The 21594-nt window shown below is 63.8% G+C and carries 22 protein-coding genes; 6 read left to right on the top strand and 16 right to left on the bottom strand.

The window, feature by feature from the left end:
• Positions 1-7: 7 nt before the first annotated feature.
• The gene (locus tag ACOOE1_RS08080) at positions 8-694 is read right to left on the bottom strand and encodes a fumarylacetoacetate hydrolase family protein (protein WP_420405831.1); all 687 of its coding nucleotides are present in this window, start codon (positions 692-694) and stop codon (positions 8-10) included.
• Positions 695-862: 168 nt separating this feature from the next.
• Here ACOOE1_RS08080 and ACOOE1_RS08075 point away from each other — a divergent pair, with 168 nt between their 5' ends.
• From ACOOE1_RS08075 to ACOOE1_RS08055, 5 genes are all read left to right on the top strand, one after another.
• Complete coding sequence (locus ACOOE1_RS08075) at positions 863-1552, top strand: FadR/GntR family transcriptional regulator (RefSeq protein ID WP_420405830.1); 690 nt, start codon at positions 863-865, stop codon at positions 1550-1552.
• Between the two features lie 92 nt (positions 1553-1644).
• Positions 1645-2619 (top strand): ABC transporter substrate-binding protein, encoded by a 975-nt coding sequence (locus tag ACOOE1_RS08070; RefSeq protein WP_420405829.1) that lies wholly within the window; start codon positions 1645-1647, stop codon positions 2617-2619.
• A gap of 70 nt (positions 2620-2689) precedes the next feature.
• Positions 2690-3454 (top strand): ABC transporter permease, encoded by a 765-nt coding sequence (locus ACOOE1_RS08065; RefSeq protein ID WP_420405828.1) that lies wholly within the window; start codon positions 2690-2692, stop codon positions 3452-3454.
• Positions 3441-4241 (top strand): ABC transporter ATP-binding protein, encoded by an 801-nt coding sequence (locus ACOOE1_RS08060; RefSeq protein WP_420405827.1) that lies wholly within the window; start codon positions 3441-3443, stop codon positions 4239-4241. The genes ACOOE1_RS08065 and ACOOE1_RS08060 overlap by 14 nt, the downstream gene beginning before the upstream one ends.
• A 10-nt stretch (positions 4242-4251) precedes the next feature.
• Positions 4252-5004, top strand: coding sequence for an ABC transporter permease (locus tag ACOOE1_RS08055; protein ID WP_420405826.1), 753 nt, complete (start codon positions 4252-4254; stop codon positions 5002-5004).
• Between the two features lie 13 nt (positions 5005-5017).
• Here ACOOE1_RS08055 and ACOOE1_RS08050 read toward each other — a convergent pair whose 3' ends face one another.
• The 14 genes from ACOOE1_RS08050 to ACOOE1_RS07985 form a co-directional block, all read right to left on the bottom strand.
• Positions 5018-6745, bottom strand: a complete 1728-nt coding sequence (locus ACOOE1_RS08050) for a thiamine pyrophosphate-requiring protein (RefSeq protein WP_420405825.1) — start codon at positions 6743-6745, stop codon at positions 5018-5020.
• A 32-nt stretch (positions 6746-6777) separates the two neighbouring features.
• Positions 6778-9030, bottom strand: a complete 2253-nt coding sequence (locus ACOOE1_RS08045) for a xanthine dehydrogenase family protein molybdopterin-binding subunit (protein WP_420405824.1) — start codon at positions 9028-9030, stop codon at positions 6778-6780.
• Positions 9027-9509 (bottom strand): (2Fe-2S)-binding protein, encoded by a 483-nt coding sequence (locus tag ACOOE1_RS08040; RefSeq protein ID WP_420405823.1) that lies wholly within the window; start codon positions 9507-9509, stop codon positions 9027-9029. Before ACOOE1_RS08040 ends, ACOOE1_RS08045 begins: the two co-directional genes overlap by 4 nt.
• Positions 9510-9514: 5 nt before the next feature.
• Positions 9515-10384 carry an FAD binding domain-containing protein gene (locus tag ACOOE1_RS08035; RefSeq protein ID WP_420405822.1) on the bottom strand — a complete coding sequence of 290 codons (870 nt, stop codon included), beginning with the start codon at positions 10382-10384 and terminating at the stop codon, positions 9515-9517.
• Positions 10385-10593: 209 nt separating this feature from the next.
• Positions 10594-11208: a protocatechuate 3,4-dioxygenase subunit alpha gene (pcaG, locus tag ACOOE1_RS08030; protein ID WP_420405821.1), complete on the bottom strand. Its 615-nt coding sequence runs from the start codon at positions 11206-11208 to the stop codon at positions 10594-10596.
• Positions 11208-11951: a protocatechuate 3,4-dioxygenase subunit beta gene (gene pcaH, locus ACOOE1_RS08025; protein WP_420405820.1), complete on the bottom strand. Its 744-nt coding sequence runs from the start codon at positions 11949-11951 to the stop codon at positions 11208-11210. The genes pcaG and pcaH overlap by 1 nt, the downstream gene beginning before the upstream one ends.
• Positions 11948-12328 (bottom strand): 4-carboxymuconolactone decarboxylase, encoded by a 381-nt coding sequence (pcaC, locus tag ACOOE1_RS08020; protein WP_420405819.1) that lies wholly within the window; start codon positions 12326-12328, stop codon positions 11948-11950. The genes pcaH and pcaC overlap by 4 nt, the downstream gene beginning before the upstream one ends.
• Positions 12329-12362: 34 nt before the next feature.
• Positions 12363-13103: a GntR family transcriptional regulator gene (locus ACOOE1_RS08015; RefSeq protein WP_420405818.1), complete on the bottom strand. Its 741-nt coding sequence runs from the start codon at positions 13101-13103 to the stop codon at positions 12363-12365.
• Positions 13104-13253: 150 nt separating this feature from the next.
• Entirely contained in the window at positions 13254-13667 is a 414-nt protein-coding gene (locus ACOOE1_RS08010) for an ion channel (RefSeq protein ID WP_420405817.1), read from the bottom strand.
• A 65-nt stretch (positions 13668-13732) separates the two neighbouring features.
• A complete protein-coding gene (locus ACOOE1_RS08005; RefSeq protein WP_420405816.1) occupies positions 13733-14089 on the bottom strand; it encodes a hypothetical protein in 357 nt (118 codons plus the stop codon).
• A 92-nt stretch (positions 14090-14181) separates the two neighbouring features.
• Positions 14182-17109, bottom strand: a complete 2928-nt coding sequence (locus ACOOE1_RS08000) for a CHASE2 domain-containing protein (RefSeq protein ID WP_420405815.1) — start codon at positions 17107-17109, stop codon at positions 14182-14184.
• A gap of 170 nt (positions 17110-17279) precedes the next feature.
• Positions 17280-18323: an OmpA family protein gene (locus ACOOE1_RS07995; protein ID WP_420405814.1), complete on the bottom strand. Its 1044-nt coding sequence runs from the start codon at positions 18321-18323 to the stop codon at positions 17280-17282.
• Between the two features lie 3 nt (positions 18324-18326).
• Entirely contained in the window at positions 18327-18785 is a 459-nt protein-coding gene (locus ACOOE1_RS07990; protein WP_420405813.1) for a FecR family protein, read from the bottom strand.
• 136 nt (positions 18786-18921) lie between these two features.
• Positions 18922-19203 (bottom strand): hypothetical protein, encoded by a 282-nt coding sequence (locus ACOOE1_RS07985; RefSeq protein WP_420405812.1) that lies wholly within the window; start codon positions 19201-19203, stop codon positions 18922-18924.
• Positions 19204-19300: 97 nt separating this feature from the next.
• Here ACOOE1_RS07985 and ACOOE1_RS07980 point away from each other — a divergent pair, with 97 nt between their 5' ends.
• Positions 19301-20530, top strand: a complete 1230-nt coding sequence (locus ACOOE1_RS07980; RefSeq protein ID WP_420405811.1) for an amidohydrolase family protein — start codon at positions 19301-19303, stop codon at positions 20528-20530.
• A gap of 10 nt (positions 20531-20540) precedes the next feature.
• On the opposite strand, the gene fliG is transcribed toward ACOOE1_RS07980, so the two are convergent.
• The gene (fliG, locus tag ACOOE1_RS07975) at positions 20541-21563 is read right to left on the bottom strand and encodes a flagellar motor switch protein FliG (RefSeq protein WP_420405810.1); all 1023 of its coding nucleotides are present in this window, start codon (positions 21561-21563) and stop codon (positions 20541-20543) included.
• Positions 21564-21594 lie beyond the last annotated feature (31 nt).

Genomic DNA, 21594 nt, shown 5'->3' with positions numbered 1-21594 from the left:
CTTGTTCTCAGACGACCTTGACCGTCATGCTGCCAAGGCCTTCGATGCTGGCCTCCATGACATCGCCGCGCGAAACCGGCCCGACGCCCGACGGCGTTCCCGAAAGGATCACATCGCCGGCGTCGAGTTCGAAGAAGCGCGACAGGTAGGAGATCATCTCCGGCACCTTCCAGATCATCTGGTTGAGGTCGCCTTCCTGTTTCAAGTCGCCGTTGATGCTGAGCGCGACACGGCCCTGATCGAGATGGCCGACCTTTTCCACTGGATGCACCGGGCCGCAGGGGGCGGAGCGCTCGAAGGCTTTGCCGATTTCCCACGGGCGGCCCATCTTCTTCTGCTCGCCCTGCAGGTCGCGCCGCGTCATGTCGAGCGAGAGGCCGTAGCCATAGACGTGATCGAGGGCGTTCTCGAGGGCGATGTCCGTGCCGCCGGACTTGAGGGCGACCAGCATCTCCATTTCGTGATGCACGTCGGAGGACTCGGGCGGGTAGGGGAACTCGCCCGACGCGTCGAGATTGTCCGGGTTCTTCTGGAAGAAGAAAGGCGGTTCGCGGTCCGGATCGTGTCCCATTTCGACCGCATGCGCCGCGTAGTTGCGGCCGATGCAGTAGACGCGGCGCACCGGGAAGAACGCGTCTGAGCCGGCGACCGGAATGGCGATTTGCCGGGGTTTATCGATGACGTAGTCGGGCACGCGAACCTCCATCGTGCTGTTGGACGGGCGCCGTCGTCAGGCGGCGCATGTAGAAAAATCAATCGCAACCAATTTTAGGATTTCAGCTTTTGCGCTTCCGGAGAGCCGATTGATCTGCCATATTCGTACCAATAGCAGCCAATTGGTCAACCAAAATGAGGTTCCGGCGTGCTTAAGGTTCTCGATGCGAGAGAACGGGACGACCCGGTCACGATGCTGACGGAGTTCATCGCCGCGGGCGGCTACGTTCCCGGCGACCGGCTCCCGGCGGAGCGCGAGTTGATCGTGGAACTCGGGATCAGCCGGGCGACGTTACGCAAGGCGCTCGACGTGCTGGAGCGCGACGGCATGATCTGGCGTCATGTCGGCAAGGGAACCTTCATTTCCAGCCAGGGCGGCCCCGCCGGTGCCGGCAACCTGCTGGAACTGGGCCGTCATCTCACACCGGTGAAAATGATCCGGGCGCGGCTCTGCATCGAGCCGGCAATCGCCCGCGAAGCCGCGATCAACGCCTCGCGCGAGGCGATCCTCAGGATCAATGCCGCCAAGGAGCGGGCCCGCGAGGCGTTGACCTGGGAAGAGTACGAGGCGGAAGACGATCACATGCACAGGGCGATCGCCGAGTGCACGGACAACCCGCTGCTCCTCGGGATGTTCGACCAGCTGAACCAGGTCCGGCGGGCCGTGGCGCTCGGCAATGTGGTGCGCGGCTCGGATCGGCCGCCCGAAAATCATTCCAGTTTCATGGAGCATGAACGGATCCTGGCCGCCATCGAGGCGCGGGATCCTTCTGGCGCGGAAGCGGCGATGCGACAGCATATCGCGTCGGTTTCCGCACGGCTTTTCGGGGAGGACTGAACACCAGCCAGGTCTTTTCGCGGCGAAAGAGGGGAAAACCCCCGGCCACGGGATTTCAAAAACCCCAAAAGCGAACAAAAAGGGAGGAATAAATGAAGAGATTACTGAGGGCGGCCCTGTCGCTCTGTATTGCCGTACCGATTGCCGCCGCCTTGATGGTGTCGGCGGCCAAGGCGGAGAAGATCAGGATCGCACTGGCGGAAACCCCGTCGGACGAACTCGCGGCCTTCTTCGTCGCGCTGGAGCGGGCCAAGGCCAACGGTCTCGATTACGAGTGGACGGCCTTCTCGGACGAGGAACTCGCCATCCAGGCCGTCCTTAGCGGCCAGATGGATATCGGTTTCGGCACGCCATACGCGGCGATGCAGCGCTCGCGGGCGCCGATCCGCATCGTCTTCCAGCTCTCGAAGCTGAAGTTCTTCCCGGTGACGTCGAAAAAATACAGCAAGCTCGAGGATCTGAACGGCGAGCCGATCATGCTGCATTCCCGTGGCGGCGGGACGGACTCGATCGCCAACGTCATCGAGGACAAGCTCAATATCAAGTTCGGGACGCGGTCGTACGTGCCGGGCTCCGCGAACCGGATCGCGGCGCTGATCGCCGGGCAGACGGACGCGACGATCGTCGACCTCTCCAACAAGAACAAGCTGGTGAAGCTTCAGGGTGACAAGTTCAACGTTTTGCCGATGTTCGAGGTCGAGGCGAGCGACGAGGCGCTGTTCGCCAATCTCGACTGGATCAAGGCAAACGAGAAGGATGTCCAGATCTTTGTGAACGCCCTGCTGAGCGTCTGGCGCGACATGCACAAGGATCCGACTATCGTCCGCAAGGAGACCAATCCTGACGGCCCGATCGGCCAGCTTCCGAAGGAGGTCCTCGACAATCTCGACGGGTTCTATGCCGACGCGGTGGCCGGTGGCCTCTACGACCCGAATGGCGGCGGCCGCAAGGCGGCGAAGGCCGACATGGAATGGTACTCGGCCGCCGGGCAGCTGACCGGCGATCCGGCGGATCTCAAGATCGAGGATTTCTGGTACCTGGCGCCGCTCGACGCGGCTCCGAACTAGAGCCCCATGGCGGTCGCCGGATCCCTGTCCCGGCGGCCGTCCTTCTTCCCAATCCTCATAGAGGCGATTGATGACCTCTTACCGTTCCCTCTTTCTCAAGCTTCTCTCGGCGGTGCTCGTGTTCGGGGCCTGGGAGATCGCCGGCCGGATTCCGGTCAGCTATTCCTTCCCGACCTTCCTCGACACGATGTCGGCTCTGGTGGCCCTCTCGCTCGACGGTACCATGCTCCGGGCCTATGCGGAGACCCTGCAGCCGCTCGCCGTCGGAATCTCGATTTCTGCCGTGTTCGGCATCGGTATCGGGCTTTGGGTGGGGTTGAGCGCGCGTTTCGACTGGCTGTTCTCGCCGATCTTCATCGTCATGCAGGCAGCGCCGCTCGCGGCCCTCATTCCACTGCTGGTGATGGCCTACGGCATCGGGCTGACCTCGAAGGTCTTTGTGGTCTGCATCATGGCGATGCCGGTGATCGTGCTGAATACAGGCGCCGCCGTGCGCAATACGCCTTCCTCGCTGAAGGAGATGGGCAAAGCGTTCCTTGCGCGCGAGGACCAGATCATCCTGAAAGTGATCATCCCGGCGGCTTCGCCTGTGATCTTCTCGGGCCTCAGGCTCGGCATCTCGGCGGGCTTCATCGGCGCCATCCTAGCGGAGCTCAAGATCACACCCACAGGGGTCGGGGACATCATCACCTACAGCCGCTCGATCGCCGACTACCCGAGCATGTATGCGGCCATCTTCTCGATCATTCTGTTCGCCGTGCTGTTCCTGAACCTGGTCGAACGGCTTGAGTTCATTCTCTTCAAAGGAAATCACCGTGGCTATGTCTCAGATTAGCGACGCACCCCGTCCCATTCGGGACCCGGCACCGGAGAACGCCGTCGTCGCGCGCAACGTCTCGAAGAATTACGGACCCGTTGAAGCCCTGCGTGATCTGACGCTTGAATTTCCGCGCGGGCAGCTGACCTCGCTGCTCGGCCCCTCCGGATGCGGGAAGACGACGCTGCTGAAGATCATCGCCGGTCTTCTGGATCCCTCATCCGGCGAGATCATGGTCAATGGGGAAAGGGTGACCGGCCCCGGCCCGGACCGGGCCTTCGTCTTTCAGGACTTTGCCCTGCTGCCCTGGGCCGACGTGATGCGGAATGTCGCTTTCGGGCTCGAGCTGCGCGGCGTCGCCAGGTCGGAGCGCGAAGCCATCGCCGAGCGCTATATCCGCGATGTCGGGCTTGCGGGGTTCGAGAAGGCCTACCCACACGAGCTTTCGGGCGGCATGCGCCAGCGTGTCGGCCTGGCCCGCGCGCTCTCGGTCGACGCCCAGGTGCTGCTGATGGACGAGCCGTTCTCGGCGGTCGACGAGCAGACCCGTCGCAAGTTCCAGGAGGATCTGCTGGCGCTGGTCGCGAACGAAAACAAGACCTTCATCTTCGTCACACACTCGATCGAGGAGGCGGTCTACGTCTCGGATCAGATCGCGATCCTGCTGCCGCGCCCGAGCCGGGTCTCGGAAATCATCCGGCCGTCCGGGATCCGCGGCAAGGGCGTCGAGAACATCCGGCGCGACCCGGAATATCTCGACATTGTCGACCGCATCTGGGCCTCGCTGCGCAGCTATGTGGAGTGAGGGCTGAAAGATGCGTCTGTTCGGATATCCGCTGCCCGGCATGTCGTCGCTGATCCTCTGGGGCCTGCTCTGGGAGATCGTCGGCCAGCTCGACATAACCTTCTTCCTGCCGCCGCTGAGTGAGGTGGTGAGCACGCTGTTTGCCGTGATCGGTACGCCGGCGTTCCTGAAGGCGCTGAAGGAGACGGCCTATGCCTTCCTCGCCGGCGTTTTCTTTGCCGTCGCGATCGGCATTCCGACCGGAATCATGATGGGAAAGAACCGGCTGCTCGACGAGCTGCTGCTGCCCTGGGTGAACATGTTCCTGAGCGCGCCGCTGACTGCACTCGTGCCGGTTCTCATGGTGCTGTTCGGCTTCGGCATGAAGGCGATCATCATCACCACGACCCTGTTCGCGATCTGGATCATCATCCTCAACTCGCGGGCCGGCGTGCTGCAGATCAATCGCTCGCTGGTCGAGATGGCGCGCTGTTACGGCGCCTCGCCGCTGGACGCCTTCTTCAAGATCTATTTCTGGGCTGCGTTGCCGGAAATTCTCGGCGGCGTGCGCATCGGAGTGATCCGGGCGGTGAAGGGGGTGATCATCGGTCAGCTGCTGATCTCGATCGTCGGCTTCGGAGCTTTGTTCGAGCTCTATGCCAACAATTTCCTGATGGCGCATTTCTGGGCCGTCTTGATCGTGCTCTTCGCGCTCGCTTTCACGATCTCGGAGTTTCTCGCCTATCTCGAACGGCGGGTTTCCTATTACGCGGCGAAACGCTGAACGGGACGCCCGCTCAGCCTTTGGACACCTGGATATCGAGCAGCACCTGGCGCCGTTCCTCCGTCGCGATACGGATCGCGCGCTCCAGCGCGGCTGGCAATTCTTCGCCGCGCTCGACCCGCTCCGCGTGGGCATTGCTGGCCTTCGCGGTCTGCACGAAATCGGGGCTCGGCGTCAGCGCCGTCAGCGGCACCTCGTTCGCCTTCGCCGCATGTCCGTCCGGATAGAGCCCGACGACCGACTGCCGGACCGCGCCCCATTCGTGGTTGTTCAGGATCAGGGTGATCACCGGCAGCCTCAGCCCCTCGGCAATCTGGTGGCAGACGGTCGGGTTCGAGAACATGTAGGAGCCGTCGCCCATGGTGGCGACCACGATGCGCTCCGGATCGGCGAGTTGCGCGCCGAGCGCGGCGCCGAAGCCCCAGCCGAGGCCCCCGGAATGCGGCTCCTGGAAAAAGCTGTTGCGCTCGCTGCGTCGCAGATAGCCGAGCATCGCGCCGAGTTCGGCATAGACCGTCGACTTGCGGCCCGTTTTCTCAACAGCGGCGAGCGCCTCGCCAAGGCATTGGCTGACCCACTGCTTGGTCATCATCGGCCCGCCCTTGCCCTGTTCGGCGATCTCGCGCTGCTTCCTGCGGGTGGCCTCGGAGGCCGCGGCGATACGCTTGCGGCGGGCGGCAAGCGTAGTCTCGTCACGATTCAGTCCGGAGAGCGCCGCGGCCAATGCCGGTATCGTGTCTGCTGACTCTCCGGCAAGGGTGATGTCTGCGCGGAAGCCGCGCACGGGAAAACGGGAGAAAACGGGATCCGGACCAAGATGGATGATGGTCGCGTCGGGGCGCGGCTTGTGCACGTCCGGTTGCCAGGGCGCGAGGCTGTCGAGGATGACGATGACATCCGCCTCCTCGACCCAGGGCGAGGGGTCGGCGCCGACATGGCAGGGATGTTCGGTCGGGATCGACAGCTCGACGGCCCAGTAGGAGCATACCGGGATCGCCCAGTCCTCGACCAGTTTCTGGAACAGGCGGAAGCTCGCCTCGTCGCCCGCGCCGCGCTGGGCGACGATCAGCGGCGCCTTCGCGCCGGCGAGGGCCGCGGCGGCGCGCTTCAGGCTCTCCGGGTCCGGCGCCATGCGGACCGGCGCAATGGAGCCCGCCGGGGCGAGTGTCGCCGGGTCGATGTCCTCGCAAAGCGTCTCGCGCGGCAGCGAGAGGTACGAGGGGCCTTTCGGCGCCGAGTTGGAGATTGCGAAGGCGCGGTCAAGATGCTCGCCGATCTGCTCGGGGAATTTCAGCTCGAACTCCCACTTGCAGCATTCGCGTATCATCGCCGCCTGGTCGCGCATTTCCTGGCCCCAGCCGATCGGGACCGTGCGGGCGCCTAAGCGGGAATGCTCGGTGACGGGCGTGCGGCCGGACATCATCAGCACCGGCACATGGGCGCAGGCGGCGTTTATCGCACCGGTGACACCGTTGGAAAGCCCGACATTGGTGTGCAGCATGACCGCCGCGCACCTGCCGGAGATCTGATAGTAACCGTGCGCCATGCTCATCGCCGCATGCTCGTGCGGCACGGTGATGGCTTGGGGCAGCGGCAGGCCTTTCGCCTTGGCGGCGACGAGGCCCTCGATGATCGGCGGAAAGTCGGTACCCGAGTTGCAGAAGACATACTCGACGCCGAGGTCCCTCAAACGCGAAAAGATCACCCCGCCGGAGGTGATCTTTCCGTTGTCAGACGACATCGTCTGCCTGTCTACAGCCCGAAGGCGGCGGATTACTCCGCCGCCTCGCGCATGCCGTCGAGCTTCTCAAGGATCTTCGGCGGCGACATCGGCAGGCTGTTGAAACGGATGCCGAGCGCGTTGTAGACCGCGTTGCGGATGGCCGCGAGCGGCGGCACCAGCGGGACCTCGCCGACACCCCGTACGCCTTGCGGGTGCATCGGGTTCGGGACCTCGATGATCACGTTGTCCAGCATCGGCACGTCGGAGCAGACCGGCATGCGGTAATCCAGGAAGCCCGGATTGTCGACCTTGCCGTCTTTGTCGTAGATGTACTCCTCGTTCAGCGCCCAGCCGATGCCCTGTACGACACCGCCCTGCATCTGGCCCTCGACATAGGCCGGATGGACCGCCTTGCCGACATCCTGGAACGAGGTGTAGCGGATGACGCGGACGATCCCGAGATCGGTATCGACCTCGACGTCGCAGATATGGGTCGCGAAACCGCCCTCGGCACCGGTGGTGTTGAGCTGGACCCCGGCCCCGATCGGACCTCCGGTCTCGTTCGCGCGGGCCGCCAGCTGTTCAAGCGTCAGCGGTTCGAACTTGCCGGCATTGTCGCCCGCAGGACGGGCCGCGCCGTCGGACCAGGTGACCGCGTCGGCCGGGATGCCCCAGATCTTGGCCGCCAGACCCTTGAGGGTTTCGATGACCTTCTCCGTCGACTGGGTGACGACCATCGCGGAGGCGAAGAGGACGCGGCTGCCGCCGGTCAGGTTGCTGTAGCCGATGGTCGCGGTGTCGCCGATCAGCACGGAGACCCGACGATAGTCGATGCCGAGCAGTTCCGCCGTGATGTTGGCGATGGAGGCGCGGGAGCCGCCGATATCCGGATGACCGGTGGTCACAACGACGTTTCCGTCCTCTGTGATGTTCACCTGGGCCGAGGATTCGCCGCCGGCATTGAACCAGTAGCCGCTGGCAACGCCACGGCCCTGGAACTTGCCGAGGGGCGCCTTGTAATGCTCGTGCGCGAGCGCGGCCTTGACCGTCTCGGCATAGCCCATGACCGGATAGACCGGCCCGTGCGCCGCCTTGGTGCCCTGTTTGGCCGCGTTCTTCAGACGCAGTTCCAGCGGATCGATGCCGAGCTGTTCGGCGACCTCGTCCAGCGTGCTCTCGACGGCGAAGGCGCCGATCGGCGAACCCGGGGCGCGGTAGGCCGCGACCTTGGAGCGGTTGGAGACCACGTCATAGCCGAGCGTGTAGACGTTCGGAATGTCGTAGGGCGCGAAGCAGCAGCCGCAGGCGCCGCGGATCGGAGAGCCGGGGAAGGCGCCCGCCTGCAGGTAGTGGGTCGCCTGCGCGGAGACGATGGTGCCGTCTTTCTTGGCGCCGATCTTCACCGTGCTCTTGGCGCCGGAGGTCGGCCCGGTCGCCCGCATGACCTCTTCGCGGCTCATCACCATCTTCACCGGACGGCCCGACTTCTTGGACAGCATGGCCGCGACGGGTTCCAGGTAGACAATCGTCTTGCCACCGAAGCCGCCGCCGATTTCCGCCGGAATGGCGCGGATATCGCTCTGCGGGATGCCGGTCAGGAACGCGGTCATGGCGCGGACCATGAATTGGCCCTGGCTGGAACTCCAGATCGTGGTCTTGCCGTCGGCCGCGACGCTGACGAGACAGGCATGGGGCTCGATATAGCCCTGATGGACGGGGCGGGTGTCGAAACTCCGTTCGACGATCACGTCGGCTTCATCGAAACCGGCGTCGATATCGCCGAGCTTGTGCTCCAACGTGCCGGCGATGTTCGAGGGCTTGCCCTCGAACTCGATGAAATCGTGCAGGATTGGTGCGTCCGGCTTGATCGCGTCCTCGATCTCGATGGCCCAGGGCAGGACCTCGTAATCGACCTCGATCAGTTCGCAGGCCTCGGCCGCAATGTCGGCTGAAATGGCGGCGATCGCCGCGACCGGATGGCCGTGGAACAGCGCTTTCTCGCGCGCCATAACATTGCGGCACATCCAGCGCATGTCCTGGATGCCGAGCGGCACCGGCGTGTGGACGGAGAAATCGACGATGTCCTTCGAGGTCACCACGGCCTTCACGCCGGGAAGCGCCTCGGCTTTCGAGGTGTCGATGCTGCGAATCACGGCATGGGGATGCGGGCTGCGCAGAACCTTGCCCCAGATCATCCCGGGCATGGTCGAATCGGCCGCGTACTGGGCCCGGCCGACCACCTTGTCGACGCCGTCAGGCCGGACCGTGCTGGTGCCGATCCATTTGTTGGTCATCTCGTTCATTCTGCTGCCCCCCGCATCTCGGCCGCGGTCTCGAGGACGGCGCGGACGATCTTGTCATAGCCCGTGCACCGGCAGAGGTTGCCGGCGAGCCAATAGCGCACTTCGGTTTCACTCGGGTTCGGATTCTTCTTCAGCAACGCGTCGGCGGCGACGAGCACGCCGGGCGTGCAGATGCCGCATTGCAGGGCGGCCATCTCGAGGAACTTCTGCTGCAGCGGATGCAACTTGTCACCCTCCGCCATGCCCTCGATGGTCTTGATCTCATGTCCTTCGGCCTCTGCGGCGAGCATCAGGCAGGAGCAGACAAGCCGGTCGTCCACCGTGATGCTGCAGGCGCCGCAATCGCCGGAACCGCAGCCTTCCTTGGACCCGGTGAGGTCGAGATTGTCCCGGAGGACGTCGAGCATGGTGTGATGCGGCTCGCAGAGGAACTCCGTCGGCTCGCCGTTGATCGTCGTGGTCACATGGAGTTTCGCCATTGGTGTCAGCCTCCCTTGGCGCGGTCGGCGGCGATCGCCGTGGTGCGTTTCAGCAGCACGCCCGCGACCTTGGTCCGGTAGGCGATGGTGCCACGTTTGTCATCGATCGGGTTGCAGGCCGCGCTGCAGGCGGCGGCCGCCTTTTCCAGAGCCGCATCGTCGAGCTTCGTGCCGACAAGGGCCTTGGCCGCATCCTCGACCAGGAGAACCGTCGGAGCCACCGCGCCGAGACCGATCCGGGCCGCCGTGCAGGTATCTCCGTCCATCGTCAGGCTGACGCCGCAGCCGACCACCGCGATATCCATTTCGGTGCGCGGGATCATCCGCAGATAGGCATCGCCCGAGCCTTTCGGACGCGCCGGGAAGGTAAAGCTGACCAGGATCTCGCCGGGGGCGAGGTTGGTCTTGCCGGGACCCGCCGGGACGTCTTCGACAGGCATCTCGCGCGCGCCGTTCGGACCCTTGATGTTCGCGATTGCGCCGGCCGCGATGAGCGCCGGAACGCTGTCGGCGGCGGGCGAACCGTTGCAGAGGTTTCCGCCGGCTGACGCGCGGCCCTGGACCTGTGTCGAGCCGATCAGGTTCAGCCCCTCGAGCACACCCGGCCAGACCTTGCCGAATTTCGGATGTTCCTCGAGCACCGCACCTGGTACTGCGGCGCCAATGCGAAACCCGCCGTCGGGCAGTTCCGTGATCGCGTTCATCTCGTCGATTTTCTTGATGTCGACGATCAGCCCCGGCTTGACCATGCCGGAGCGCATCTGCACCAGGAGGTCTGTGCCGCCGGCCAGAATGCGTGCCGTACCGCTTGCCGCGGCATAGGCGCTGATTGCCTCGTCGAGAGTCGACGGCGCAACATATTGGATCTCTGTCATAAAGATTTTCCCAGCGTCGTTCCCCAATCCGCAAATCCGATCCGCCGCCGCGTTCGCAAAGAGGGGGCGTTACAACTTCGATTTGCGAAGAGCGACAGGCTACACGGCGGAAGGGATCCGTAACAACCCCAACTGTTGCAACAGGTTTGGTGCGGGCCGGGCAACAGTTCGACCGGCCCGCATTGTATTCTTGGTCTATCGGGAGGAGTTCATACGTCGAAGAACACGGTCTCGTTCTCGCCCTGCAGGTGGATGTCGAAGCGGTAGGCGCCGTCGCCTTCTTTCTTCGCGATCAGGGTCGGCACGCGGTTCTGGTGTTCGATCCGGGTCAGGATCGGGTCCTTTGCGTTCGCTTCGGCTTCATCAGGGAAATACATCCGGGTCTGCAGGCCGATATTGATGCCGCGGGCGACGATCCAGAAGCTGATATGCGGCGCCATCATACGGCCGTCCGGGAATGGAACTGCACCGGGCTTTACGGTCGCGAAGATCCATTCGCCGGTCTTGTAGTCGCCGGCCTTGCGGCCCCAGCCGGTGAAGTTCGGATCGGCCTGGCCGCGATGTTCTTCCGGGCTCGGATAAAGCCCTTCCGCGTCCGCCTGCCAGATCTCGATCATGGCGTCCTTCAGCGGCGTTCCGGTACCGTCAAAGACGGTGCCGGCGATGGTGATCCGCTCGCCGCGGGTCTTCTCGTTCACCATCGATCTGCCGAGATCCTCTGGATAGACTCCCTTTATGTCGCAGAAATTCGGTACGCAGCCGATATGGACGTACGGGCCCGCGGTCTGGCTCGGGCTTTCCTTCAGACGGGTGAGCGACTGCATCAGTTCCCCTCCAGCTTGTTTTCGAACAGGGTCGAACGGCGGCCCCGGAGGACCATGTCGAACTTGTAAGCGCGGGCATCCATCGGCACCGTGCTCTCCATGTCGAGCAGGGCGATCAGGCTCTCGATGCCCTCGCGGTGCGGCACCACATCGACGATCGGGCATTTCCAGATCATCGGGTCGCCCTCGAAATACATCTGCGTGATCAGCCGCTGAGCGAAGCCCTGGCCGAAGATCGAGAAGTGGATATGGGCCGGGCGCCAGTCGTTGCCCCGGTTCGGCCAGGGATAGGGTCCGGGCTGCACGGTGCGGAACTCGTAGCTGCCGTCCTCTGCCGTGATGCAACGCCCGCAGCCGCCGAAATTGGGGTCCAGCGGCGCGATGTAGCCTTCCTTGGCGTGCCGGTAACGGCCGCCGGCATTGGCCTGCCAGAATTCGACCAGTACATTCGGGACGCCGCGCCCGGTCTCGTCGAGCACCCGGCCATAGACGACGATGCGCGGGCCGATGGCGCTCTCGCCGGGTTTGGCGAAATTCAGGGTCAGGTCGTTGTCCAGCGGGCCGAGAATGTTGTGCCCGAAGACCGGGCCGGTGACCTCGCTCAGTGTCTGCGGCATGGAGAGCAGCGCCCGGCTCGGCGCACGTGCGACCGAGGTCTTGTATTGCGGTGTCAGCGCCTCCGGCTGCCAGCCCCGGTCCCGCGCAAAGAAACTGGCCGCCGGTCTCTGGTTGGTCCGGCTCATATCTTCACTCCCATCTCGGCATAGGTCTTCTTGATTATCTTGAGGGCATGGTTTGCCGCCGGAACGCCGGCATAGACGGCGACATGCATCATCGCCTCGCGCAGATCCTGTGGCGTGGCGCCGGTATTCGCCGTCGCACGGACATGCATCGCCACTTCGTCCCATTGTCCGAGGGCGGCAAGCAAGGCGAGCGTGATCATGGAGCGCTCGCGCCTTGTCAGGTGGTCGCTCGCCCAGACGGTGCCCCAGGCGCCCTCCGTGATGAAGCTTTGGAACGGCTCGTCGAAAGCCGTCTTTGTCGCCTCGGCCCGGTCGACATGGGCGTCTCCCAGGACCGAGCGGCGGATTTTCATGCCGTTGTCGTAGCGTTCGCTCATTCAGATGGCTCCGTGGTGCATTGTCATCCGCGCGTCAGCCGGTCACCAGGGTGAGGGCCGGATAGCGCGCCTTGATCCGATCGTCGTTCATTGCGACCTCGAGATTCCATCGCGCGAGCCTTGCATGCTCGCGGGCGAGATTCTCCGCCCGGGTCCCCTCGCGCAGCTCGATCGCTTCAAGGATCGCCTTGTGCTGGGACTGGGCCAGCAGCAGGGAGCCGTGAAATTCCGGCAACTCGCGCTGCACCATCAGCAGGGCGTTCGGGCCGGAAAACGGCAGGCAGACCAGCCGGGAAATCTCGCGTTCGATCACCGGGCTGTCCGATGCGGTCTTGATCAACTCGTGAAATGCGGCGTTGCACCTTGTGTAGGGGTCGTGGTCGAGGGCGTGATGTGTTGCCGTCAGAACCTCGTCGATCTCGGCCAGGACCCTGTGCATGGCGAGAGACTGGGCCGGCGTGATGCCGCGTTCCGCTGCGAGTCGCGCCGCGGTGCCTTCCAGCACGCCGCGGAGTTCGATCGCGTCGAGAATGTCCTTCGGCGCGAAGCTGCGGACCGCGAAACCGCCCGAGGGGATCGCATCGACGACACCTTCCTGCTCGAGGCGGGCGAGAGCGGCGCGGACAGGGGTTCGGGAAATCTGCAGGCGCTCGGCGATCGCCGGCTCCGACAGACGGGCGCCGGGTATGAAGACGCCGGAGAACAGCATTTCGCGAATGCCATCGAGCGCGCGCTGGGACTGTGTCGGTGCGCGGTCCTTTATCGTGCTGTTCAAGCCCCCACCTCAATCTCTTGTAGAATTGGGCCAAAATCCTAGGAACAAAAATCCAGATTGTATACAGGGATCGATATTTGGCCGCATTTTCAGCCTGAGATCGGCGGCTCTACGTGCAGAGCTTGAGTCAATGCATACAGGTTGCTGCGGTCATGCCCAGCGGCGCTGGATATGGAAGACGGTAAAGGCTGCTGACCAGGCCATCATCAGAAGCCCGGTCAACGCCTCGAAAGCGCAGATCGTCCGAAGCGCGCCCGTCGGGGTAATGTCTCCGTATCCAAGCGAAGTGTAGGTCACGGTCGAGAAATAGAGATAGTCCCGGGCCGAACCGTCGAACGCGCCATTCAGCGTTCCCAGCCCGACCACTTCGCTGGTCAGGAACAGTCCGAGTGCGAACAGCCATATCTCCGCGACATGGGCGAGGAAAATCGCGAATACGCCGGCGATGACCCTGAGACGCGACGGGATCGGCAGACGCAGCCGTCCCAAATTCACGAGAACTTCGTAGTGAATGGCGATCGTCAGCGCGGTGATCACGCTCGATATGATCGTCGGCAGGATCATGGAAATCTACGACCGGTCAAAGACGCCGGCGCCGCTTGCACCGGCCGCCCGACCATGATTGCCGATCAATAGAGATACTTCCATCCCTGGCCCGGGACATTGCAGACCACGTGCTGCAGCCAGACCCGCTGGATTTCGTCGCCTTTCGGCGTGTTGACGAGTTCGACCTTGCGGCATTCGTAGTCATTGTGATTCAGCTTTTCACGGAGCGTGATGGTCCCGAAACTCTTGGTGCTCGGGTTTGTCCATTCGGCGGAATCGCCTTCCTTGCCGTTCTTGAGCAGTTCCAGACCGGCGGCTCTCTGCATCTGGATATCTTCGGCGGTCAGAATGTCGGAGCCGAAGAAAGTGTTGCCGATCAAAGCATAACCGGGCCCCGAAGCGACAATCAGCGAGACCGCCAATACCGTGCAGATAGCCATAAGCCTAGTCGCGCGCATGGTTCACCCTTTCACAGCGAACTTTGAGATTACCTGACGCCAAAGGTGGCATTCCTCCAACGGTCAGGCAACTGCTAACCGGGCAGAGTGGTCGTCAGGGATGGCATCAGGGTTCGCGATGCCGGAAATGCAACCGTCACTGTCGTTCCCTCGCCAAGTATACTGTCGATCGTCAGTGTCGCGTCTTGGGCTTCGGCATGGGCGCTGACGATCGCAAGGCCGAGTCCGACGCCTTCATGGGTGCTCGTCATCGCGCCCTGGCGCTGCCAGAACGGCTGGGTAACGAGGGAGATCAGTTCTGGCGGTATTCCGATGCCGTTGTCATGAACCGAGAGCATGATCCGGTTGCTGTCGTCGAGGCCACAGGCGACCCTGACCGAGGAACCGTCTCGGGAAAATTTGAGCGCGTTGCCGACTAGGTTCTGCGTGATCTGGTAAAGCATCTGCGGGTCAGCAAGCAGTTGCGGCAGGCCGTCCTGCAATTCCGTCACCACTTCGATCTCGCGCTGGCGGATCGTCGGCGTCAAGTCGCTCAATACACTCCGGATGATCGCAGCAGGTTCTGTCGGACTGTCCGTGACCTTCGGAGGCAATTTCTCCAGCCGGGCAAAATCCAGTATCTGTTCGATCATCGCCAGCAGGCGGGAGCCACTGTCCGAGATATCATTCGCATAGCCGAGGTAGCGGTCATTGCCTACCGGGCCGTAGGGCTGGCTGCGCAGCATGTCCGCAAAGCCGATAATGGCATTCAACGGCGTTCTGAGTTCGTGGCTCATATGGGCGAGAAACTCTGACTTGGCGTGGCTTGCGGTTTCTGCCATCTCCTTCGCGGCGCCGAGCTCGATCTCCCGGTGCTTGAGCTCGCTGATATCGGCATAGACGCAGACCATCCCCCCGTCGGCGGTCCTGCGTTCGTCAACCCGGTACCAAACGCCGTCGGCGGTCGACAGTTCGTAGGGTGCGCTGTCGGACCCGAAGGACGAAATACAATCGGCGATCCAGGCGCTGCTTTGCGTGTCGCCATTCAACGACGCCCCGCTGGACTCGGCAAATCGTCCCAGCAAGTCGGCATAGGGGGCTCCGGCCTCGGCGAGCTCTCCGGCGCTCCCGAGCATCTCGAGAAAATGGCGGTTGCAAAGGACAAGCCTCTTTTCGGGAGAAAAAAGCGCAAAGCCGTCGGAGATCGACTCGATCGCATCGCGCAGCCGCTGTGCCGAGCGTGCGGCCGCCGCTTCCGCTGTCTTCCGGACGCTGACATTCCTCAGGACGAGCACGAAGATCCGCTCGGATTCGGCCGCCGATGCGGCCAGGGTGATTTCTGTCGGATGGCGCGTCGTCCCATCCGGGTCCAGGACCTGTGCTTCGACGATGCGTCCTGCATTCGCGGCCTTACGCAGGGTCTCAGCGGTAGCGGCCGAAAGCTCGTCCGCCCATTCGCCGCGCAGGCGGTCGACGATGGAATGCCCGACCAGATGCGGGACGGGCAGGCCGAACAAATGGCCAGCCGCCCGGTTCGCCGTGCGTATCCGCGCGTCTTCTCCGATCGTCACGATTGCATCGAAACTGGCGTCCACGACTTCGCGAATATAGGCATCGTGCCGTTTCAGCATTGCCTCGTTGCGGCGGCGGAGGAAGATTTCCGCGCGAAGATCGGAGAGGGCAAGGGTGCCGCCGGTCAGAAGGATCGCAATGCCCGGAAAAGTCGGATCGATAAGCGCTCCGGATCCGGCGTACGCGGCCGTCGCGACTGCGACAGCGCCGGCGGTCAGTGCAATGGCGACAAGCGGCTTCCAGACCAGCGCCAGGAACGGGAGCAGCCAGATCATGAGCCCACACAACACGAGCGTGACAGCGACTTCCAGAAGAGCAAAGACCGGGTCGCGAACGGGCGTACGCTCCGCCAGAATTGTATCGAGCGCGAGAGCCTGGAACTGCAACGCCGACAGGTTCTCCCTTCCTGCAGCCAGGACCCGCTCGCCGACGCCGGACGCGGACGTCCCGATCATCACGATGCGGCCTTCAATCTGCGAGGGCGGGACCTGTTCAAGCAGGATGTCGTGAGCTGCAAGTATGGGCACACGGTCTGGCCGGGCGGTATCGATCCAGATCCGGCCCTGCGTGTCGGTTGGGACGAAGAGCGGGCCGATCGAGATGCCGCTCAATCCGAGAGAGGAAGGAACTTCCAGCAGCAGTCCGGGCCGGCCGAGAGCGACACGCGCAGCCTCCAGCGCGAGACCCGGCTCCAGGCGGTTCGCGACATGGAAAACCGCCGGGACGCGGCGTGCATTTCCGTCGGGCTCGGGAAGCAGGTTAACGAGTCCCGTCCCGGCACTCTCCGCGTCGAGAGCGGGAATGTTCCAGATGACGCCGCCGATGCCGGGCAGGCTCCGGAGATCCGGCGTGCCGCGGATCGCAAACCGGCCCTGCGGGGCGGCGGCGTCCGGCGCTGCGGTGTCGACCGGAGCCGCGGCTGTCGCGGTAACCGTCGGGAGCATGCGGATGGCGGCACCCAGTTGATCGTCATAGCTGCCGAGGTCCGAGAGACGGCGACGAAGGTCGTCGTCCAGACCGGGGAGCGTGTCGGCCAGAAGATCCGGGGACATCCTGTCGGGTTCCGAGAAAAGGATATCGAAGGCGATCATCGCAGCGCCTGCCTGGGCGAGCTTTTCGACCAGATCCACATAGTGCCGTCTCGGCCATGGCCACTGCCCCATTTGTGCGAGACTTTCGTCCGTCACGTCGACGGCAAGCACAGGGGAGGGAGCTGTCTCGGCCGCTCGCAGACCGATCTGCTGGTCAAAGGCCCAGAGCCGGGGAATCTCGACTAATGGAACATCGAGACCGCGGAACAGGACAAGGAGCAGGAGCACGAGCACCGCAATCAGGCGGCCCTGGCGAACGAATTTCCCGAGCGAGCCGTCTTCCGGGCCGTCCAGCCACGGGAACGCGCTGCCATCCGTCGGCGATGCCTGACCGATCCTGTTGCGCGGTCTGCCTTCCATTCAAGCCTCGGTCGGGCAGCGACACGCCGGAGGGCGCCCCTGCTGCGGTTCTCTTGCGAGTTGGCGTTGCGGAGCCCGCCGCCGGTATCTCCCCGTGACGGTAGCGCCATGTGACGGGCGCGTGAAGCCAAAGAGCCAGCATGCATCAAGCACGAGACGGGCAGGAAACGCTAACGGATCACGATCTCGACCCGTCGGTTGCGTGGTTCGGAAACGCCGTCCGCTGTCGGGATGATCGGTGCGCGCTCGCCATAGGATTCTACCGTAACCACCCGTTCGGGAACGCCGAGACCGAGCACGGACGTATGGACGATACGGGCGCGGTCGAGGGCCAGCCGGTCATTGAAGGCGGTCGAGCCCGCGCGGTCCGTATGCCCTGAAATCTCGACCTGCGGCAGCTTTCGCTGGCGGATGGTTTCGAGAACGCGCGCAAGCAGGTCCTGCGACTCCGGTGTGAGCGCGTCGGTGCCTTGTTCGAAATACAGCACGAAGGTCACCGGCGGTACCGGACTGGCCGCGATCGCCGCGCCGAAGACAATCTGGACATCGTCAGCGGCGAAGGTACCTGCGCTTTGCGGCGCCGCGTCCGCCTGCGTGACCACCGCACTCGCCCGCTCGCTATCCAGCAGGACGGAGCCGCCCGGATTGCCGACGCTGACGGCGCCGAGCTTGCCGTCAGTATCGGGCAGCAGCACAACGAGCGCGCCTTTCACCGCCGCTTCCATTTCAGTCACCGCGGAAATGTAAATTGCGCGGCAGGACGCGATGTCGTCGGGTTGATGGCCTTCTTCCTGTTCCTGCATCCAGCAGTCGAAACCGGCCTGTCCGCGGGCGCTGCCCGGGCCGGCTATGGATCGGGCACCGGCGGAGAACAGGCGGAGGAGCCTGGAGCGGGCCTCGGTGAGTTCCTGGAGGGCGGACGGAGGCAGGTCCCGCGATGCGAGAGTCTCCGGTTCGATCATTTCGCCCTTGGCCGCCCTGATCGCCCGGTCGTAGAACCTGGCGGTATCGGGCCAGTCATATTCCGCCCGCTCGCGATCTCCGAGGGCCGCATATTGCGTGCTCAAAGTCTGCAGGAACTGGGTGTCCGGCGGCGGGAGTTGCTTCAGTTCGTCCGTATCGTAAGGTCCGAAAGCACATGCGCCAACGCTTGAGGCCAAGGCCATTGCCGCAAGCAGAGCGCGCAGTGAGCGGAATCGTGTCATTGCCGTCATCGCCTAGTTCTCCGAGCTCGCGGGTACGCGCACCGCGAAACGCGTACCTCTGACCGCGACGACGGAGAGCGGAGTCTCGATCCGGGTCTTCTCAGGTGCGATCTTGCCAATCCGCCCGGACTGGTAAATCAGCGTGCCTTCAAGGATCTTGCCGAAGAAATTGAAGGCATCCCGGCGCGGGGAGAACTCGAAGGCGGCAAGTTCGAAGCGCGAGTTCGGCCCGAGGGAAATCAGGGTGCCGTCATTCAGCGTGATGCCAAGCGCCCCGTCGGAGCCGGTCACGAGCGTGTCCTTGCGGGCGACATCGAGCCCCTCCGTTGCGGGAAGCGTCTTTCCGTCGCGTTGCACGCCGGCCTCGCCACTTGTGACCTTGACCGTGCCGATGGCGCTGGACGTATCCTGCGCGACGGCGCCTGTTGCGAGCATTGCAAGCACCGCCAGGCTCATGACAAGTCTTCGCATTCTGCTCTCCGGTCCTCAACTATGAGCTTCGACCTTTGGCCGATCCATCGCTTGAGTTTGAGGAGCGCAGGGCCGACGCGTCAAGCGATGCGCGAATAAGTGGTGGCGCTGGGCATTTCGGCAGAGAGATCGCAGGTTAGCTGTCCGGTTCGCCGGTCTGCCGCGTCAGGAGGCGCTCGGCGCTGTCGTCGAGGACGCCGATGCGGGTGATTTTGCCGTCGCGGGTTTCGAAGCGGTCGACATAGAGATCGCCGTCGGACGGCGTCCCGTCGGGGCCTTCGCCATAGAGCGTGCCCGCGCCGAAGACGACGATATGATCCCCGCGTCCGGATCCGGAACCGTGGAAAGTCTCGCGAACCGCTCGACCATGCCCCTGGTCTTCCGCGCCCGGCCGTTCGTTCCCATCGCGTTTCTCCATGGGGTCTCGCCTTCGCACCTGCAATAACGATAGACTCATTCCTCCGGCCGGCGCCATGAGGTGCCGTCAGGCCATTCGTTTTCTGGAGATCGGTTCCGTGGATCTGACGTTCCGCAATGCCCGGCTGGTGGAGGCGCCGGACCGGATGCTCGATGTCGGGGTGACCGGCGGACGGATCACCGCCATCGGTGGCGAGATTCCCGACGGTGCCCGAACACTGGATCTCGAGGGACGGCTGCTGCTGCCGGGGCTCGTCGAGACCCACATCCATCTCGACAAGTCCTGTATCCTGCATCGCTGTTCATCCGAGCGCGGCGACGTCGCCGAGGCGATCTCGGAGGTCTCGCGCGTGAAGCCGGATTTCACCGAGGAGGATGTCGCCGAGCGGGCGGGCCGCACCTTGCGGAAATGCGTCGTCAACGGCACCACGCGCATCCGTACCCATGTCGAGGTCGATCCCGTGATCGGGCTGCGCGGTCTCAACGGCGTCAAGGCGGCGATCGACGCCTGGCGCTGGGCGGTCGATACCGAAATCTGCGTCTTTCCGCAGGAAGGCCTGCTGAACAATCCGGGGACAGACGAGCTGATGGTCGCGGCGCTGAAAGACGGGGCGCGCTGTGTCGGGGCGGCGCCCTATACGGACACCGATCCGCACGGCCAGATCGACCGGGTGTTCGAGATGGCACGGGACTTTGACGTCGATATCGACATGCACCTGGATTTCTCGACCGACATTTCTTCCGTCGACGCCGACTACGTGATGCGGAAGACGGACGCTTACGGATGGGGCGGTCGCGTCGCCATCGGCCATGTCAGCAAGTTTTCCGCCATGCCGCCGGTGCAGCTCGAGAAATATGCGAAGCGGCTCGCCGGAGCCGGCGTCGCCGTCACGGTACTGCCCTCAACCGATCTTTTCCTGATGGGGCGGGAGCACGATCACTCGGTGCCGCGCGGTGTTTCGCCGGTGCACCGGATGCTGGAGCACGGGGTAACCTGCTCGCTCTCGACCAACAATGTGCTGAACCCCTTCACTCCGTTCGGCGACGGCTCATTGATCCGGATGGCCAACCTTTACGCCAACATCGCGCAGGTCGGTCGCACGGACATGCTGGCGGCGTGCCTCGAAATGGTGACGACGCGCTCGGCCAGACTGATGAATCTCGAGGATTACGGGATCGGGATCGGGAACACGGCTGATCTTGTGGTAGTCGACAATACGGATCCGGCCATGACGGTCGCCGAGATTTCGCAGCCGCTATATGCCTTCAAGGCCGGACGGCAGACCGTGCAGCGGTCCCTGCCGGTGCTGGGGGAGGCAGAACGGTGAAGAGGCCGGTTCAGTAGACGAGCTGGTCGTCGCCGCCGGAGCCGCCGATCACGAGTTCGCCGCGGTCGGCCAGATCCTTTGCCGCCGTGACCATCGCGGTCTGAGCCTCCTCGACGTCCTTCAGCCGCATGGGGCCGAGCGACTGCATGTCCTCGCGCAGCAGCTTCGCCGCGCGCTCCGACATGTTCGAGAAGAACAGGTCCTTCAGTTCCTCCGACGCGCCCTTCAGCGCGATCGTCAGCTTGTCCTTGTCCACCGCACGGAGCAGTGTCTGCACACCCGCCGGATCGACCCGCGCCAGGTCCTCGAAGGTGAACATCAGGCTGCGGATCTTCTCCGCGCTGTCCTTGTTGCGTTCCTCCAGCGCCGAGAGAAAACGGCTCTCCGTCGCCCGGTCCAGGTTGTTGAAGATCTCCGCCATCATCTCGTGCGCGTCGCGCCGGTTGGTGCGGGCGAGGTTCGACATGAACTCGGTGCGCAGCACGCGCTCCACGTCCTTCTCGATGTCCTTGTTCACCGCCTCCATGCGCAGCATCCGCATGACCACTTCCATGGCGAAGTTTTCGGGCAGGATCGAGAGCACCTTGCCAGCATGGGCCTGGCCGATCTTGCCGAGGATGACCGCGACGGTCTGCGGGTATTCGTTCTTCAGGAAGTTCGCGAGAACCTGCTCGTTCACGTTGGCGAGCTTGTCCCACATGGTGCGGCCGGCCGGACCGCGGATTTCCTCCATGATCGCGCTGACGCGGTCGCCGCCGAGCACCTTGGTCAGCAGCCGCTCGGTCGAATCCATCGAGCCGACGAGGGAGCCTGTGGAGGAGACCTGCTCGGCGAACTCCACGAACAGCCGCTCGACGATGTTGGAGCTGACCGTGCCGAGCCCGGCCATGACCTGGGAGACTTCCTTGATCTCCTCGTCGTCGAGAAGGGCAAAGAGCTTTCCAGCCTGATCCTCGCCGAGCGACATCAGGAGGATACCCGCTTTTTCCGGTCCGGTAATGCCGCGATAGTCTTCGCGGATGCGCATGCCCATACGACCTGCTTTCTTTTCGGAGGCCCGAAAA

The sequence above is a fragment of the Nisaea sp. genome (assembly GCF_965216895.1).
Lineage (GTDB): Bacteria > Pseudomonadota > Alphaproteobacteria > Thalassobaculales > Thalassobaculaceae > Nisaea.
Note: the sequence above shows the minus strand (reverse complement) of the source record. Positions and strands in the feature narration are given on the sequence as shown.